Below are 16835 nucleotides of genomic sequence, written 5' to 3' on the forward strand. Positions count from 1 at the left end.
GTTCTAGACGTCGAATGTATTTGTTTCCATATCGATCAGCCAGTGGTTTTTAAGAGACAGCGCCCGCTCGGTTGCTGCAGTGAGGCCGAGTATCAGGAGCGTCCCATTGAGCCAGGCCGGGAACTGGAATGGACTGGTGAAAGTCCCGACGTTATCAGCAACCAGATCCAAGCCTGTAATCAATTCTATCACTTCACTGCAGGTATCGCAATGATCAGGCCGATGATGAGAATGACGATCGCAATGTAGCCGACCCATTTACTCGCTGACAGAAATTTTGAATCGAAGCTTGCCCGCTTACCTTCAAGTGAATGCCGGTCCGGTATCAGCTGCACTTCATCAGTGTCGGTGACATAGTTGATTTTCTTCACCCCGTAAGTCGTCGTTTCAACTTCAATGAACCCGCCAGGCACTTCATAGACCGAAGGCACGGTGGATTCTTTAATACGTACACCATTTTTATACAAGGCGCTCTCAGGGCCCATCAGCTCCTTGCCGTATAGATCCACATCCACAGAGTATAAATCCTCGCCAATTCGTTTATGAAATACCGTCCGATGTAAATACTGCCAGAAATGAATTTTTTTCAATGGTTCCCCGTTCGCATCTTTCACCTTTTTAATTCTGCGCTTTTTCCTGAAACTTTTATATTTTTCCAGCACCTTTATCCATCCCCTTCGATTGAGATAAAGCTATATGTATAATTACAATTTACTCTAGTGCTGGGTTTTAATCAATGAATTTCATACTCAGGTTTAAGATTTTAAAACTTGAAACTGGATGGTGTGAAGTTATCCTATAAAGGGTAAATTATATGTAAGTATTTATATAGTAGTGATTTCAATGACAATGAAGAAGCGATTGGCAGCAGACGCATTATCGACAATACTCCTATTCGGCGCATGCGGAGAAAGTGATGAAACTGATGTGACAGAGCCCGATGATCCGAACAGTGAAGTAGAACAAGAAGACAGAGGCGAAGATATCAGTGAAGAAGAAGGCGATGACGATACTTCGACGGAGTAAGTGAGTGACACGAAACCCGGATTTCCAGTATGTTCGTGTCTCAACACCAGCACAAAACTTAATAATCGTAAGTAAAAGAACCCCGAGAGGCCTGAGCCTCCCGGGGTTCTTCGCATATTATGCTTCTTCTTTTACATATGGTAACAATGCCATATGACGTGCGCGTTTGATCGCCACTGTGAGTGGACGCTGATACTTCGCTGAAGTACCTGTTACACGTCTTGGAAGAATTTTTCCACGCTCTGAAATGAACTTTTTAAGAAGTTCTACATCTTTGTAGTCGATGTGCGTAATGTTGTTTGAAGTGAAGTAACAAACCTTTTTACGACGACGACCGCCTCTTCTTGGACCTGCCATGTGAGACATCCTCCTTTTATTATAGATTGATCGGCTGAGTCCGGTGTGTGGCCGGCTCCTAATGCCTTACGAATCCATAATTTCGTTCATTACGTGTAATATGCCCTGTGTGTATGTGCACGATACATCATACAATATTTGAATTGCATTGTCAATATACACATTTTAATTTTAGGATTCGTTCGCTTTTACCCGGATGAACATCAGCATGAAGAACGACAGTACGACAATGACGATGACCCATGCCCAGGCGAGTGTCATGTTGCCGGACTGGAGAGCGACATATATCGCTGTCGGCAGTGTCTGTGTACTGCCTGGAATATTGCCGGCAATGATGATGGTTGCGCCGAACTCGCCGAGCGCGCGGGCAAAGCTGAGGAGCGCTCCGGTGATGAGGGCCGTCTTTGTGAGCGGCAGTGTAATCTTGGTGAAGACCTGCCACTTGTTTGCGCCGTCCACCTTCGCGGCGTCCTCGATCTCTTTATTGACATTGAGAAAACCGCTTTTTGCCGCCTGATACATCAGCGGAAATGCGACCACCGTACTTGCTGCAACTGCCGCATACCACGTGAAAATGATGGTATCTCCGAAAAGCCATGAGAACATGTCGCCCACAACGCTGTTGTTTCCGAACAATACAAGCAATAAAAACCCAACCACCGTCGGCGGCAGCACAAGGGGCAGCATCAATACCGTTTCGATAATCACTTTTCCCCGGAAATCGTTTCTCGCCATGAATCTCGCAATGACGACGCCTGCGATCAGCACAATCACTAAAGCTATGAATGCTACTCTTAATGAAAGCATCACAGGCGTCAGGAACTCTGCAGCTGTAATGTTACTCGATAATAAAACCATAGTCATTGAAAACCTCGCCTGCTTCCTCACTTTGTACAAATTCGTAGAAAGCGCGCTGCGCTTTTGGATTATCCGTGCCGTTCAGAGTGCCGAGCGGATAGACGACCGGCGAATGGCTGTCTTCCGGTGCCGTATCCACGACTTCAATGCCGTCACTGGTCAGTGCATCTGTGTGATACACAACTCCGGCATCGACATTTTCAGTTTCGACATAGTTCAACACCTGCCTTACATCCGTTGCAAATATGAACTTTGATTCAAGCTCTTCCAATATATTCATATTTTCAAAAGCTTCCATACTATATTCCCCGGCAGGCACCGATTCCGGGTTGCCGATTCCGATACTTTCCGCATTTTCCAGATCATCAAAAGAAGTAACGGTGCTGCTGTCTTCGGGAACAACGAGAACGATCTCATTACGCAGTAGATCAACTGTGTTCTCTTCATCTATGTAGCCCTCGTCCACCACTTCTTCAAAATGGCTTTCATTTGCAGAGAAGAACAGGTCCGCCGGCGCACCCTGGAGAATCTGCTGCATCAGCGCTCCGGAGCCGCCGAAATTGAAGTCCACCTGTACATCTGGGTACTTCTCATTGAAAAGCTCCGAAACCTCTTCAAGTGCGTCCACCAGACTCGCTGCGGCTGAAACAGTGATCGTCCCCTCAACAACATCTTCTGCAGCTTCGCCCGATTTATCAGCGGTGTCTCCATTGCCACACGCTGCCATGACAAAAATAAGCACCGGAAGCAGCATATATTTCAAACTGTTCATAAATTTCATCTTACATAAGCCTCTTTTCACTTAATGTAATCATTTATCTTTAAGTATATTGTTAAAATAATTCAAAGTAAATGATACAAAAACGGTTGAAATGACAATAATAGCAATATTTATGATCCGGTGTATCACTTTACTCAGCAGTGCTGCACCGATACACTTAAAATAATAATGATTACAGGGGGATTGAATATAATGGCCGATGAAAAGTTAAGAGAAGCAGGGATCCAGTTCAATTTAAGCGTGATGGCGGATGACTTTGCGGATGTCATTTTAGGTGCACTGGATAACGTCGATACGACAAATGTCTGGATGAAGACAGATGATGTTGCAACAGCAGCCACTGGCAGCATTGCCGATGTTTTCGACGTGGTCAAGGCAATTTATCTGAATGCGGCGAAAACAGGCATCCACACGGAGATGAGCGGAAATATCGTACTCGGCGGATGCAACACAGGAGAAGACAACAACGATAATGATAAAATCCAGCTGAATAAAGAACTTTCCGATGCGATTTCCCAAAGAGCCGGCTGCCGTTTTTCAATATACCCGTTGGGTGAAGAAAACTACATTGATAAGATCACGAAGGAAGTTGAAAAACTGCCGGATTACGGTGTCGAAGTCAGCATGGCCCCTTTCGCCACACGCCTTGATGGTGAAGTGAACGATATATTTACAGCACTCGAAGCCACATTCACTGAAATTCAAAAAACGAGTGAACATGTCGTCATGCCGTTCACGATCTCATGCAACAGCCCTTCCAGTCAATAAGTGCGTTCAGAGCCGGAATCCTCCGGCTTTTTTATTTCCCGGGAAATCCCTGGACTTATAACGGTGCCCGTTACTATTGAAAAATGCATCATATCAGCAGTTATCCGAGGTTATAACATTCCATGTAACGCCCTGGATATCTTTTTTCAGACATGACGGGAGAAGCATTTCGATGAATAATTTTCGGCTAATTTCATAAAAATGAGGGATTATATTTCAATCACATGAGGATAACATTTATAATGGAACATATCAGAGTTTAGAAAGGGGTATTTAATTGGCACAACTTGCAGGATTAGGGAAATCGGGGATTTATGTTCATCCCATTGCACTTGGCACAAACTTCGTAGGTGGTCACAACTTGTATAAAAATGTGGATGAAGAAGCAGGCAGGCAGACGGTCCGTGATGCACTGGACAACGGTGTCACCATGCTGGACACTGCGCAGATGTACGGCCCTGACCGTTCTGAGGAACTGGTCGGCGAAGTGCTGAAAGAATATCAAAGAACCAAGGTGGCCATTGCAACAAAGGTGGCACACCGTGAAGATGAAAATGGGGAGCAGGTCATTGATAACGACCCTGAATTCCTCAAACAGAAAATAGATGAGGCTCTGGAACGCATGCAGCTGGAGTATATTGACCTCTTCTATATCCATTATCCGGATCCTGAAGAAAAAACACCATTGAATGAAGCTGTCGCCGGTTTAAAAGAAGCAAAAGATGAGGCGAAAATAAGGGCAATCGGGGTCTCCAACGTGACACTCGATCAACTGAAAACGGCAAATAAAGACGGCTACGTCGATGTTGTGCAAAATCAGTATAATCTTCTGAACCGTGAAGCCGAAGATGGCATGTTTGATTACTGTGCAGAAAACAACATAACTTTCATTCCATTTTATCCGCTGGCTGCGGGGCTCCTTGCGGGACACTATGATGAAAATTCCAAGTTTGACGACCTGCGATCCAGGCTGCCGTTCTACCAGGAAGACGAATTTAAGGAAAACCTGGAAAAAGTGAATCAGCTGAAACCAATCGCGGAAAAATATGACGAGGAAGTGGCCCAGATTGTACTGGCTTTCTATCTCACACGCCCGTCTGTCGGTGTCATCATCCCCGGCGCCAAAAAAGGTTCTCAGATCAAAGAAAATATGCGTGCAGCGGATATCGAGCTGCATGAGGAAGATATTCAGAAAATCGATAAAATTTTCAAGTAACATAAAACTGCGGGAATGGATCTTGTCCGACACAGATTCCATTCCCGCAGTCTTATTCACGCACTTCCAGCCATTTTACAACAGGTTTCAGATAATTTTCATCTTTCCAGTCATATGCCGTTTTGCGGTCCCCCATGATTTTGTACTGTTCCGGGTTTTCACTAAGCTTCTTTTTATAGATCATATATCCGATCCTCACCATCATCTTGTCGGAAAATTTCATATTTCTGAAATCAAATTCCCCTCTTGCATAACAGACTTCCACGTCAAGCTCCAGATCTTTGAAATTTTGCAGCCAGATTTTTTCTGTGAGTCCTTTATGGAAATTTTCTGCACCGACCGCAAGTACCGCGACTTTCATCTTTCCCAACTGATCTGCGTATTTCTTCATAAAATCAAGTCCCCCAAATTTACCGGCATAGATTCCGCCTGCGATTATAACCTTACTGTAGTTTTCAATATCCTCAGGCAGCCCTTCTTCCATCTGCCGGACCTCGCATTCCACGCCCGCTTCCAGCCACTCAGCATACTGTCTGGTGGCGCCGTATCCGGATGTATAAAATACCAATATCCTGTCCATTATCATCCCTCTTTTCCGTATCACTGATATTTTACCATCTAATCTTCAAAATTATCTAAATCTTTACAATGTTCACCCAGTGTATTATTATTCTTGTATACAGTATACAAGAGGTGGTCAAACATGTTGGAAAAAATAAATCAAAGAGTGACGAAACTCGAAATACCGGGGACGCGCCAGTTCTCAAACAGGGTTTCTGCGTTACGTGACGGCATTAATTTCACGATTGGCGAGCCTGACATACCAACACCGCATTCGGTGAAGAAGGCGGCCATAAAAGCGATTGAAAACAACCAGACCGGCTACTCCCACAACGCAGGTCTGTTTGAACTCAGGGAAAGTGTATCCAACTTCTTCAAAGATACATACGATGTCAAATACAACCCTGAAGATCAGATCGTCGTCACGACCGGCGCGAGCGAAGGGCTGAGATCAGTCTTTGAAACGATTTTGAATGAAGGTGATGAAGTCATCATTCCCGCACCCTGCTACTCCGCCTATGAGCCGCTTGTGGACCTCTTAGGCGCCAGCGTCACTTATATGGATACTTCAGATACGGATTTTGTACCGGATCCTGAAATGTTGAGAAGCATGATTACCGATAAAACGAAAGCCGTCCTCCTCAACTTTCCGTCGAATCCGACCGGGAAAGTATTATCAGAGACAGAAATGGCACCGCTGGTGGAGGAACTCGCGAGCCATGAGATCTTTATCATTTCAGATGAAATCTACAGTGAGATCACTTATGATGCGAAGCACATTTCGTTTTCACAGTACCCTGAACTGCATGACAAATTATTCCTTATTCACGGATTATCCAAATCCCACTCGATGACTGGCTGGAGACTCGGTTATGTGCTGGGCCCATCCGAACTTATGCCGCACGTTTTGAAAGTACATCTGTACGATACGATCTGTGCATCCCTGCCGAGTCAGTATGCCGCAATCGATGCGCTCGACAACAGCCGTCACTCCGCTGCTGAAATGGCTGCGACATACAGGGACAGACGGGACCTGATTGTTGAAAGACTGACACAGATCGGCCTAAAAACAAAAACACCGCAAGGTGCTTTCTACGTTTTCCCATCTATAGAAAAATTCAATATGTCATCATTTGAATTTGCAGACAGACTGCTTGAGGAAGAACATGTCGCCGTCGTTCCCGGCAGCGGTTTCACAGAGTTCGGCGAAGGGTTCATCAGAATTTCCTATGCCACTTCAATTGAAAATATTAATGAGGGATTGAAAAGAATCGAAAGATTTGTAGAAAAGCTTTCATAAAAATTTTTACAGGGGGATGGCGCTATGAAAACGATTCAGACGAAAGTCTCTCTTTCAGAACAGGCATTTCATATTCTGAAAGAAGAAATTGCTACAGGGAAATTGAAGGTCGGCGATGCGCTGCCGGAAGAAAAGATATCAGCGCAGCTCGGCATCAGCCGTACCCCGCTCCGGGATGCACTTGCCAAACTGGAAAATGAAGGGCTGATCAGAACCAGGAGCGGAAAACCCTCTGTCGTTTCCGGTTTTTCAAAGGAAGACTCCCTCAACCATATGGAGATGCGACGTATTTTGGAAGTTGAAAATTTAGAGCGCATCATTCATAAAATGGATGAAGGTAACCTGGAAAGCCTGAATGAAAATATATACCGGCAGGAGCGAGCTGTAAAGGACGGCCGTCACCAGCTCTATCTGGAGCTCGACAGTGAGTTCCACATGCTGCTTACCGAAAGCAATGACAACCGGCTGTTCCGCGAAATGATCACCCGCTTGAGTACAGGTGTGGACAGAGCTTTTCTGACTTTATCAAATACGATTGAAGTCAGCCTCGAGGATGCTTTGACTGAACATAAAGAAATACTGGATGCTCTGACAGTCAAAGACCTTTCACTTGCGAAAGAGGCACTGCTCCAGCACCTCAATAACGTAGAGGAGCGATTTCTGAAATTTTACGACAAAGGGGAAAACACTTATGAGTGAGACATCAAACACAAGCTGGCAGACGCCCGGTCAGTTATATGAACTGATTGCACAGCTGGTCAGTTTCGACAGCAGGTCGGGTACATCAGGAGAAATCGGATTTCCACATTTCATAAAAGAGAAGCTGATGGATTTATCATACTTCGAAACACATCCGGACAGGCTGCATCTTGTCGATTCAGAAGAGGACCGGCATGCCCTCATCGCCCATTACAAAGCTGATGACACAAAGGACACCGTCGTATTGATCAGCCATTTCGATGTTGTACATACAAAGGAGTTCGGCGATCTTGAAGAGATTGCCTTTGACGTTGAAAAACTGACGGAAGCAATGAAAGAAAGAAAAGACGGTTTCAATGCCACGCTCAAAAATGACATTGAGTCCGGCGATTATATATTCGGACGTGGCGTCATGGATATGAAAATGGGTCTTGCGCTCCATATGAGCCTGATCGAACTTGCATTCACCGAGGAGTGGCCGCTGAACATCATCCTCGTCACCGTACCCGATGAAGAAGTGAATTCCGACGGCATGCGGGCCGCTGTCAAGTTTCTGTCCGGACTGAAAGACTCTGAAAATCTGGATTTAAAGCTGATATTGAACAGTGAACCTTCATTCAGCCAGAGTCCGCAGGATACCAGCTATTATATTTACACGGGTTCCATCGGCAAAATCATGCCTTCCGCCCTTTTCTACGGTGTCGGCACCCATGCGGGAGAGCCGCTTCAGGGCATCACCAGTCATTTTATGAGTTCTTATTTAACAAAGGAGATGGAATTCAATGCAGATTTTTCAGAAGAAAAATTCGGGGAACGGACGCCTCCGCCGGTCTGTCTGCAGCAGAATGATCTGAAGAAAGATTATTCCACCCAGACTTCGCATCATGCCTATGCACTCTACAACGTCTTCACACTGGAGCGGAGTCCGGGCGAAGTGATGGATATTTACCGGACTGTGGCAGAACGCGCAATGGATGAGTGCTGGTCGGACTACAGCGACTTATGCAGAAAACTGGAGACAGAACCGCTGGATAAAATTCACACCATCACTTTCCATGACCTCGCCCTGCACGTCATCAACAAGCACGGCCGGGACCGTTACGACTTGATTTCTGACAGTGTGTTCAACGACAGTACGTTGAATATAAGGGAAAAAGCGATTAAGATCACCGACCGGCTCATGGACGCGGCAAAAGAGCTTGCACCAGCAGCAATACTCTTTTTAGCACCATCCTATTACCCTGCCGTCAACGCATCGGATGATCCGGAGCTTGAGAAGAAAATAAAATACATCCAGAAGATTTTCAAATCGGAGCACGATGTGGATGCGAAACAAATCCATTATTTCAACGGCATTTCGGATTTAAGCTATGTGAACTATACCGGCAGTGAAGCCGGATGGATGTCATTCATGGAAAACATGCCGGTCTGGGGTGAACCTTACACCATCCCTTTCAAAGAAATGCAGAACTTGAAGGCACCTGTATTGAATGTCGGACCTTACGGCAAAGATGCACATAAAATGTCGGAAAGGCTGCATAAGGACAGTGCCTTTATTTACACGCCGGATGTTTTAAGAAAATTGATGACAAGTTATATACAGCAAGCACCAAATAATTGAGGGGTTGTTTTTATATGAGAAATTTAAGTTTTCTGGTGTTGATCACCGTATTGATACTGTCTGCCTGCGGCAGACCGAATATAGATGAACAAACCGGTCAGAAGACAATCCGGCTTGCGTATCTGGTGAACCCGACCCAGTCGACACATATCATGTCGGAAGAGTTCAAGGAACAGGTCGAGGAGGAATCGGACGGACGTCTGAGAGTCGAACTCTACCCATCCGGTTCCTTATTCCCGTCTGACAGGGAAGCGATTGAAGCAGTGCAGCTCGGAAATGTCGAAATGACCATTCCGGCACTCGCCAGCGTCTCCGGCTTTGACCGGGACTTTATGATACTCGATCTGCCCTACTTGTTTGAAGATACAGAAGAGGCCTACTCCGTTCTCGACGGTCCGTTCGGCCAGGGTCTGCTCGACGGACTTGAAGATGTCAATATTAAAGGACTCGTCTACGGGGAAAACGGCTTCCGTCACATTACCAATAACATTCATCCGGTCTATACTCCGGAGGACATAGAAGGACAGAAGATGAGAACACTGGAAAGCCCGGTACATACGGATGTCTTCAATGCCTTTGGCGCCAACGCTTCACCATTCGCTTTCGGTGAAATGTACTCCACACTGCAGCAGGGAACATACGATGCAATGGAATCACCCATCGCCCTGATGTATACGAGCAACTTGTATGAAGTTCAGCAATATATGTCACTCACTTCCCATGTGTATATGCCGGTCGCACTGCTGATGAATAATGATTTTTATGAATCACTTGAACCGGACCTGCAGGAGATCGTCATGGATGCGGCTGAGGATTACAGAGAAAATCAGCGGATTCTCTCCCAGGAACAGAACGAGGAATACATGCAGGAAATGGTCGATGGCGGTCTTCAGGTCAATGATCTGACCGACGAAGAAAGACAGGCATTCAGTGAAAAAGCTGAGCCGGTTTACGAGAAATATGAAGAAATGCTCGGATCCGAACTCTTCGATGAACTGAATAAAGCTGTTGAGGAAGCACAATAGATATGTCACAAAATAAGGGGACTCTCTATGAAAAAATATTTTAACAGATTTGAAGAAGGTTTTCTGATTGCCACACTCGTACTGATGGTCCTGCTCATATTCGGACAGGTCGTCGGCCGTTACGTTTTCCAGAGCGCACCCAGCTGGACGGAAGAATTCGCAAGATTCATCCACATCTTCCAGGTATGGATAGGTGCAGGTTATGCGGTGAAGCTGAGAGAGCACATAAAAGTGACTGCATTTGTAGATTTATTTAACGGAGTGACGAGAAAGGTCATGGATATCGCCTCTACTTTAATATGGTTTCTGCTCATTATACTTGTTGCGATTTTCGGTACCCACCTGGTCATCGCAACGCTTCAGTACGGCCAGGTATCACCGGCAACGCAGATTCCGATGTGGGTCGTATATATTGCGGTGCCACTGGGCGCGCTCAGCATGGCCATCCGTCTCATCCAGCAGCTGCTCGAAATCATCCGCAAAGATTACTCGAACATTAAAGAAGAAGAAAAAGAGAAAGAGGAGGCACCGCTATGAATATAATCATCATATTATTTGCTGTCCTGTTAGTGTGCTTCCTGATCGGCGTACCGATTGCGATTTCTCTCGGAGCAGCGGCCATCGTTGCCATCTGGTTTGGAACCGATCTTCCAATAAATCTGATTGCACAAAAAGCATTTACGTCGCTTGACTCATTCTCACTGCTTGCGATTCCGTTCTTCATACTTGCCGGAATTCTTATGGGCAGAGGCGGGATTTCAAAACGTCTGCTCGCCATGGCGACGGCACTTGTCGGCTGGATCAGGGGCGGTCTGTCTCTTGTAACGATTGTTGCCTGTATGTTCTTTGCCGCCATCGCGGGTTCCGGCCCGGCAACAGTTGCTGCCATCGGAAGCTTCATGATTCCGGCGATGATCGACAACAAATACCATAAAGGATTCTCAGCAGGTGTTCCTGCCGCAGCCGGTTCCATCGGAGTCATCATTCCGCCGTCCATACCGTTCGTCGTGTATGGTGCAGTCGGCAGTGTGTCCGTCGGCGCAATGTTCATGGCAGGTATTCTGCCTGGTATTTTAATCGGTGCAGCGTTACTGATTACGGCTTACCTGATTTCTAAAAAACGTGGATATAAACCTCAGGAAGGTGCAGAAAAACTTGTTTTCAAAGATGTTTTAAAAGCGTCATGGGATGCCAAATGGGCCTTATTCGTCCCGGTCATCATTCTCGGCGGAATTTACGGCGGGGTCTTCTCCCCGACAGAGGCTGCAGTGACAGCCGTTGTATATGCGATCATAGTCGGTGTCTTCATACATAAAGAACTCGACTGGAAGGGAATGTACGACGCCTTTATGGAGACCATTCTCATCAACGCAACAACGATGATCATCATCAGCTTCTCTGTGTCATTCGCATTCTTCATGACGCTTGAGCAAATACCGAATACGATTGCCGATGGATTGATGCAGCTGACATCGAACCCGATATTCATACTCATCATCATCATTATCCTGCTGCTGATCGTCGGCATGTTCATCGATACCATTTCAGCATTGATCATTTTGACACCGATTCTGCTGCCGGTCGTCACGTCTGTCGGTATCGATCCGGTTCACTTCGGGGTCATTCTCGTCGTGGCACTTGCCATCGGTTTTGTTACACCGCCGCTCGGCGTCAACTTATTCGTCGCCTCAAGTGTCGGTAAAGTCAAATTCGAGCAGGTCGCAACCGGCGTCATGCCGTTTGTGCTGATCATGATCGTATGTCTGTTGATCATCGCATTCATCCCGGCGATTTCGATGTTCCTGCCCGGTTTGTTTGAGTAACCAATTAATGGAGGTAGACCGTTATGAATAAACCACTCATCTGGATTTTAAATGACGTCTGGAAAGAACATGATTATGAAATTGAACGATTGAACAACGAAGGTTATGAAGTTGTCGTCACCAGACTGGAAAATTTTGATGCAGACTCGAAAAAATATTCGGCCTCTGCATCAGTCGTCATGTTCCAGGTCGGCTTCATCGTTGATCAGGCACTGATTGACACACTTGATAACTGCAAGGCGATTATTGCCATGGGCATGGGCTATCAAAATGTCGATATGGAGGCAGCAACCAATAAAGGGATCCATGTCTCCAATATTCCGGATTACTGTATCGAGGAAGTGTCGGACCACACCATCGCCATGATGCTTCACGGCATGAGGAGACTGGCGGATTACAGTGCCGTCGTAAAAAACGGCAGCTGGGATTCATTCGCCGTTTCCGGTGTAAAACCGATCAACAGCCTGACCGTCGGCCTGCTCGGCTTCGGCAGAATCGCAAAACGCGTTGCTGAAAAGCTGAAACCGTTCGGTGCAGAGATCATCGCGCATGATGCGTTTATTCCCCGGGAAATATTTGAGGAATATGAAGTCGAAGCCGTTTCATTTAATGAGTTGATGCAGCGTTCCGACCACTTGAGCCTGCATGTGCCGCTGACCGAGGACACGAAACATATAATCAACACGGACAGCCTGAAATTGATGCAGGACGGTGCATATATCATCAACACATGCCGCGGCGGTATCATTAAAGAAGATGATCTTGTCCGGGCCGTCGAATCAGGAAAGGTCGGCGGTGCGGCTCTCGATGTGCTCGAACAGGAACCGCCCGACTTCAGTGATGTTCTGCTGAATAAAGACCAGGTGCTGATCACACCCCACTCCGCCTATTATTCCGACGAGGCGCTGAAAAACCTCAGGATCAAAGCATGCGATAAAGTCGTTGAGGCCATCGAAACCGGCGCGGTCGGCACTTCATTGAACAAAGATAGATTGAAGTGAATATAAAAACCAGCTGTGATTATAAAAAATCACAGCTGTTTTTATGCTGTCAAAGCCTCCGTTGCACTTCACAATAGTATTCCTGAATGCTATTTGACCTCGTTGACCGCAAAGTAATTCTCTTCATCATCCGAGAAATTGAATACCCGTCCATCCGGAGTCTCCACGATATCTCCGCACCGGATGCCTTTATTCTTAAAATCTGCATACAGTTCATCCAGATTTTTCACCTGGAACATGAGTGACGGCGTTCCGAGATTCACTTCAGGACTCGCCTCCCTTATGAAGGCCTTGTCAAAAATCACGATGCTCGTCTGTGAATCAAGACTGGGCGCCACTTCCACTGATTTGTAGTCATCGTAAATAATGTCTTCTGATTTAATTACAAACCCCAGATCTTTCGTCCAAAAAGCCACGGATTGTTCCTGATTGTCAACGTAAAGCATGACACTCTTCAAACCATCGATCATATTTACTCCCCCTATTTATAAACGCATCAACCAGCTTACTATTTCAATTATAAGTATCCGTTTACTATTACACAAATTTAAAAAAAAAAAAACAGTTCCTGATCATTGAAGATAAGGAACTGTTTTAATCAATCACTTTTTATGAACAGAGTGAATGACAAGATCTTCACCGTAACGGCGGCGGCTTATTTTTCTGGCATCGATGGAACTGCGTGCCGGAACTTCATAACTCTTTTTACCGCCATCCTTTTCCACTGTCACCATGAAGCATTTAGTACCGCATCTCATATACATACACCCTTTCACATTTTAATCTACATCGGGCCATATTCAATGAAGAATGCAATGACCAGGAATATCGCCCCTGCTCCATACCATAACAGAAGCAGCGGCCAGATGAACTTGAGCCAGTCTGTATACTTGATTTTGGCAATCGCAAGTGCCGCCATGAAGTAACCGGACGTCGGGTAGAATATGTTCGAGAAGCCGTCACCCATCAGAAATGCAAGAACTGCAGTCTGACGTGTCATTTCCGTCAGGTCGACGATACCGACCATAATCGGCATGGTGGCGGCCGCCTGTCCGCTTCCGGAAGGAATCAGGAAGTTAAGCAGTCCCTGTACGATCATCATTGCGACAGGAACGAGCCACTCAGGCAGGAATGTCACAATCTGACTCAGGTAATGTACAGTCGTATCCATGATGACACCGTCTTCAAGCATTACAGCAATCGCACGTGCCACACCGACGATCAATGCACCTAAAATGATATTTTGAATCCCTTCGTTCATCGCCGTCGCAATTTGTGATGGTTTCAGTCCGCCGATCAGACCTGTAATCAAACCTGCCAGTATGTAGAAACCTGCAAGTTCGATGAAATACCACTGATACTGGAATATGCCGAACAGCATGAAACCGAGGGATGCGATGAAGACCCAGGTCGCGACGATCGTTCTTGTGGTGACATCTTTCGTATCATCGTCATCCTTGATGAACTGCGAGTCGTCCACATCGTCTGTTATCAATGTTTTCGAAGGATCTTTCTCTACCTTTTTAATATAGCGCATCACGAACAGAATACCCAGCAACGTCATCACTGCAAGCATGATACCGCGGTATCCCATACCTGAGAATAAAGGCAGTTCAGAGATGGTATGCGCCGTCCCCAGGTTTGCAGGTGCCGTCAGTGCCAGTGAAAATCCGACAACCGTTGCAATCAGAACCGTGGCTGTCGCAGCCATGCGGTCAAAGCCGAGTTTCAGGAACAACGGCAGCAGTGCAGGCAGGAAAATCAGCGATGATTCTATGTTCCCTGTCAGTGAAACGAACAATGCCAGAGGAATGACAATTGCAGGAATGATCAGCAGCCCTTTGTTTCCGAACTGTTTGATCAGGAAATTGATGATGACATCAATGACACCCGCTTTTTCAATGACTCTGAACATTGCACCGATCGCCATGATACCGAAGATGATGATGACAGTACCTTCAACACCACGCGGAATCGCTGTCATGAATTCCAAGATGCCGACCGGTGACTGGGCGACAAATTCAAACGTCCCGGGGATGATCACCGATGTACCGTTGACTTCCTCACGTGCGAATTCCCCGGCCGGCACTATGTAGGATGCGATTGCCGCAAGCGTGATCAGAATGAACAGTATGACGTAAATGTGCGGCATTTCAAACTTACGTTTAGTCGTATTTTTTGCCAAATGTAAAACCTCCCATCAATATTTTTAAAATTTAAACAATTATATAGAAGCCATTATTACATAATTTACTAAAAATTTGGAGCTTATTTTTATTTTGGTTTAAACTTTTAGTGTATTTTTTCATTAATAAAATTATATTATGAAGCTTTGCATTTAAAAACATTATGATATATTAAATTTCAGTCAATCCCTGTAAGCTAAGGGTAACAGTAGATTAAGAAAAGGGAGAGGACACAATGGAACGTATCATCAGTTTCCAGGATGACATATTAACTGCATTGTCCAAAAATGACAAACAGAGATTCAGGGATATTTTTCTGAATATCCATCCGATGGATCAGGCTGCGATTTTTAATGCTCTTGATCATTTAGGGCATGAACAGATAAAAAAATACCTCTCAGCAAAAGAATTCTCGAGTGTGTTTCAAGCTTTGGACCTGGAGCACCAGAATGACACCGCGAAAGAACTCGATGACCGTTATATTGCAAAAATGTTCGGCTACATGTTTGCAGATAACGTTGCAGACTTTCTGGAAATTCAGGATGATGCCTACCGTACAAAAATTCTGTCCCTGATGACGGATGAAGAAAGTACGGAAGTCGAAGAACTGCTGAATTATGCCGAAGACAGTGCCGGCACGATCATGACCAAGGAATATATCGCTGTCGACCGTAAAGACCAGGCCGGCAACGTTCTTAAGCGCCTGCAGGAGGAAGCCCCGGATGCGGAGACGATCTATTATCTGTATGTCGTTGACGCACAGCACCGTCTGCAAGGTGTCTTGTCTTTGAGAGATCTGATCGTTGCAGAAGACAGCGAAAGAATTGAATCCATCATGCAGACGAATTACATTACAGCCGGTGTGGATGAAGACCAGGAAGAGGTGGCAGAAATCATTAAAAAATATGATCTGATCGCCCTCCCCATCATTACAGCCCAAGGCCTTCTCGCCGGTATCGTCACAGTGGATGATGTCCTCGATGTCGTCCAGATTGAAACAGAGGAAGATTTCGGTGAACTCGGTACGACAAGAGGCGCAATGGACCATAAACTCACCATCTTCCAATCCGCCAAAAAGCGCGGTCCATGGATTATTCTGCTCATGCTGTTCGGCATGATTACAGCCAATATCATCGGTGCCTTCGAGAACACATTGGAAGCCGTCGTCCTGCTCTCCGCCTTCATCCCGCTGATCATGGATTCAGCCGGGAACACAGGCACACAGGCGCTGACCGTCGCCGTCCGTAACCTGGCGCTCGGCAATATCGGACCGGGTTCCGTGATTAAAACACTGTGGAGAGAACTCGGCACAGGATTTTTGCTCGGCTTGGCATGTTCTGTCCTGCTGCTCATCATCATTCCATTGCTGTACCCTTCAGGTGATATCATGCTCGCAGTCATCGTCAGCTTGACCCTGATCATCACATTGAGCTTATCCGCGGTCGTCGGCGCAATCATACCCATGGTCATCAAGAAATTGAAAATCGACCCCGCAGTCGCATCCGGTCCGTTCATCACCACGATCAATGACATCATGGGACTGTTGATCTACTTTACGATTGCGACCACACTGCTCAGTTATTTGTAAAAAAACATAGTCTGCCTTCAATTTT

Annotated in this window: 20 protein-coding genes; 11 read left to right on the top strand and 9 right to left on the bottom strand. The window is 46.0% G+C overall.

Annotated elements, in window-relative coordinates:
• Positions 1-3: 3 nt before the first annotated feature.
• Positions 4-192 carry a hypothetical protein gene (locus tag BLR15_RS08805; RefSeq protein ID WP_143003950.1) on the bottom strand — a complete coding sequence of 63 codons (189 nt, stop codon included), beginning with the start codon at positions 190-192 and terminating at the stop codon, positions 4-6.
• Complete coding sequence (locus BLR15_RS08810) at positions 189-662, bottom strand: hypothetical protein (RefSeq protein ID WP_092986673.1); 474 nt, start codon at positions 660-662, stop codon at positions 189-191. Before BLR15_RS08810 ends, BLR15_RS08805 begins: the two co-directional genes overlap by 4 nt.
• A gap of 187 nt (positions 663-849) precedes the next feature.
• On the opposite strand from BLR15_RS08810, the gene BLR15_RS14065 reads away from it, so the two are divergent.
• Complete coding sequence (locus tag BLR15_RS14065; protein ID WP_176754112.1) at positions 850-1026, top strand: hypothetical protein; 177 nt, start codon at positions 850-852, stop codon at positions 1024-1026.
• A gap of 117 nt (positions 1027-1143) precedes the next feature.
• Here BLR15_RS14065 and rpsR read toward each other — a convergent pair whose 3' ends face one another.
• From rpsR to modA, 3 genes are all read right to left on the bottom strand, one after another.
• On the bottom strand, positions 1144-1383 hold the full coding sequence (gene rpsR, locus BLR15_RS08820) for a 30S ribosomal protein S18 (protein ID WP_092986677.1): 240 nt from the start codon (positions 1381-1383) through the stop codon (positions 1144-1146).
• Positions 1384-1554: 171 nt separating this feature from the next.
• Positions 1555-2241 carry a molybdate ABC transporter permease subunit gene (modB, locus tag BLR15_RS08825; protein ID WP_092986769.1) on the bottom strand — a complete coding sequence of 229 codons (687 nt, stop codon included), beginning with the start codon at positions 2239-2241 and terminating at the stop codon, positions 1555-1557.
• Entirely contained in the window at positions 2222-3013 is a 792-nt protein-coding gene (modA, locus tag BLR15_RS08830; RefSeq protein WP_092986767.1) for a molybdate ABC transporter substrate-binding protein, read from the bottom strand. The genes modB and modA overlap by 20 nt, the downstream gene beginning before the upstream one ends.
• A 201-nt stretch (positions 3014-3214) precedes the next feature.
• On the opposite strand from modA, the gene BLR15_RS08835 reads away from it, so the two are divergent.
• Positions 3215-3790 (top strand): YkoF family thiamine/hydroxymethylpyrimidine-binding protein, encoded by a 576-nt coding sequence (locus BLR15_RS08835; protein WP_092986679.1) that lies wholly within the window; start codon positions 3215-3217, stop codon positions 3788-3790.
• A gap of 277 nt (positions 3791-4067) precedes the next feature.
• Positions 4068-5006: an aldo/keto reductase gene (locus tag BLR15_RS08840; RefSeq protein ID WP_092986681.1), complete on the top strand. Its 939-nt coding sequence runs from the start codon at positions 4068-4070 to the stop codon at positions 5004-5006.
• A gap of 52 nt (positions 5007-5058) precedes the next feature.
• On the opposite strand, the gene BLR15_RS08845 is transcribed toward BLR15_RS08840, so the two are convergent.
• Positions 5059-5586: a flavodoxin domain-containing protein gene (locus BLR15_RS08845; protein ID WP_176754113.1), complete on the bottom strand. Its 528-nt coding sequence runs from the start codon at positions 5584-5586 to the stop codon at positions 5059-5061.
• 123 nt (positions 5587-5709) lie between these two features.
• Between BLR15_RS08845 and BLR15_RS08850 the strand changes: the two genes are divergently transcribed.
• The 7 genes from BLR15_RS08850 to BLR15_RS08880 are packed head-to-tail and all read left to right on the top strand — an operon-like array spanning position 5710 to position 13036.
• Positions 5710-6867: a pyridoxal phosphate-dependent aminotransferase gene (locus tag BLR15_RS08850; protein ID WP_092986685.1), complete on the top strand. Its 1158-nt coding sequence runs from the start codon at positions 5710-5712 to the stop codon at positions 6865-6867.
• A 24-nt stretch (positions 6868-6891) separates the two neighbouring features.
• Positions 6892-7566: a GntR family transcriptional regulator gene (locus BLR15_RS08855; RefSeq protein ID WP_092986687.1), complete on the top strand. Its 675-nt coding sequence runs from the start codon at positions 6892-6894 to the stop codon at positions 7564-7566.
• Positions 7559-9187 carry a M20/M25/M40 family metallo-hydrolase gene (locus BLR15_RS08860; RefSeq protein WP_092986689.1) on the top strand — a complete coding sequence of 543 codons (1629 nt, stop codon included), beginning with the start codon at positions 7559-7561 and terminating at the stop codon, positions 9185-9187. Before BLR15_RS08855 ends, BLR15_RS08860 begins: the two co-directional genes overlap by 8 nt.
• A 14-nt stretch (positions 9188-9201) precedes the next feature.
• Positions 9202-10212: a DctP family TRAP transporter solute-binding subunit gene (locus BLR15_RS08865; protein WP_092986692.1), complete on the top strand. Its 1011-nt coding sequence runs from the start codon at positions 9202-9204 to the stop codon at positions 10210-10212.
• Between the two features lie 27 nt (positions 10213-10239).
• On the top strand, positions 10240-10749 hold the full coding sequence (locus tag BLR15_RS08870) for a TRAP transporter small permease (RefSeq protein ID WP_092986694.1): 510 nt from the start codon (positions 10240-10242) through the stop codon (positions 10747-10749).
• Positions 10746-12035 (top strand): TRAP transporter large permease, encoded by a 1290-nt coding sequence (locus BLR15_RS08875; protein WP_092986696.1) that lies wholly within the window; start codon positions 10746-10748, stop codon positions 12033-12035. Before BLR15_RS08870 ends, BLR15_RS08875 begins: the two co-directional genes overlap by 4 nt.
• Before the next feature lie 23 nt (positions 12036-12058).
• Positions 12059-13036, top strand: coding sequence for a C-terminal binding protein (locus BLR15_RS08880; protein ID WP_092986698.1), 978 nt, complete (start codon positions 12059-12061; stop codon positions 13034-13036).
• An 89-nt stretch (positions 13037-13125) separates the two neighbouring features.
• Here BLR15_RS08880 and BLR15_RS08885 read toward each other — a convergent pair whose 3' ends face one another.
• The 3 genes from BLR15_RS08885 to BLR15_RS08890 form a co-directional block, all read right to left on the bottom strand.
• Positions 13126-13506 carry a VOC family protein gene (locus tag BLR15_RS08885; RefSeq protein WP_092986700.1) on the bottom strand — a complete coding sequence of 127 codons (381 nt, stop codon included), beginning with the start codon at positions 13504-13506 and terminating at the stop codon, positions 13126-13128.
• A gap of 132 nt (positions 13507-13638) precedes the next feature.
• Complete coding sequence (locus tag BLR15_RS14400) at positions 13639-13770, bottom strand: hypothetical protein (protein WP_281182372.1); 132 nt, start codon at positions 13768-13770, stop codon at positions 13639-13641.
• A 50-nt stretch (positions 13771-13820) separates the two neighbouring features.
• The gene (locus BLR15_RS08890) at positions 13821-15221 is read right to left on the bottom strand and encodes a YfcC family protein (protein ID WP_092986702.1); all 1401 of its coding nucleotides are present in this window, start codon (positions 15219-15221) and stop codon (positions 13821-13823) included.
• A gap of 236 nt (positions 15222-15457) precedes the next feature.
• On the opposite strand from BLR15_RS08890, the gene mgtE reads away from it, so the two are divergent.
• A complete protein-coding gene (gene mgtE / locus BLR15_RS08895) occupies positions 15458-16810 on the top strand; it encodes a magnesium transporter (protein WP_092986704.1) in 1353 nt (450 codons plus the stop codon).
• Positions 16811-16835: the final 25 nt, after the last annotated feature.

The organism is Lacicoccus qingdaonensis (assembly GCF_900101075.1).
GTDB lineage: Bacteria > Bacillota > Bacilli > Staphylococcales > Salinicoccaceae > Lacicoccus > Lacicoccus qingdaonensis.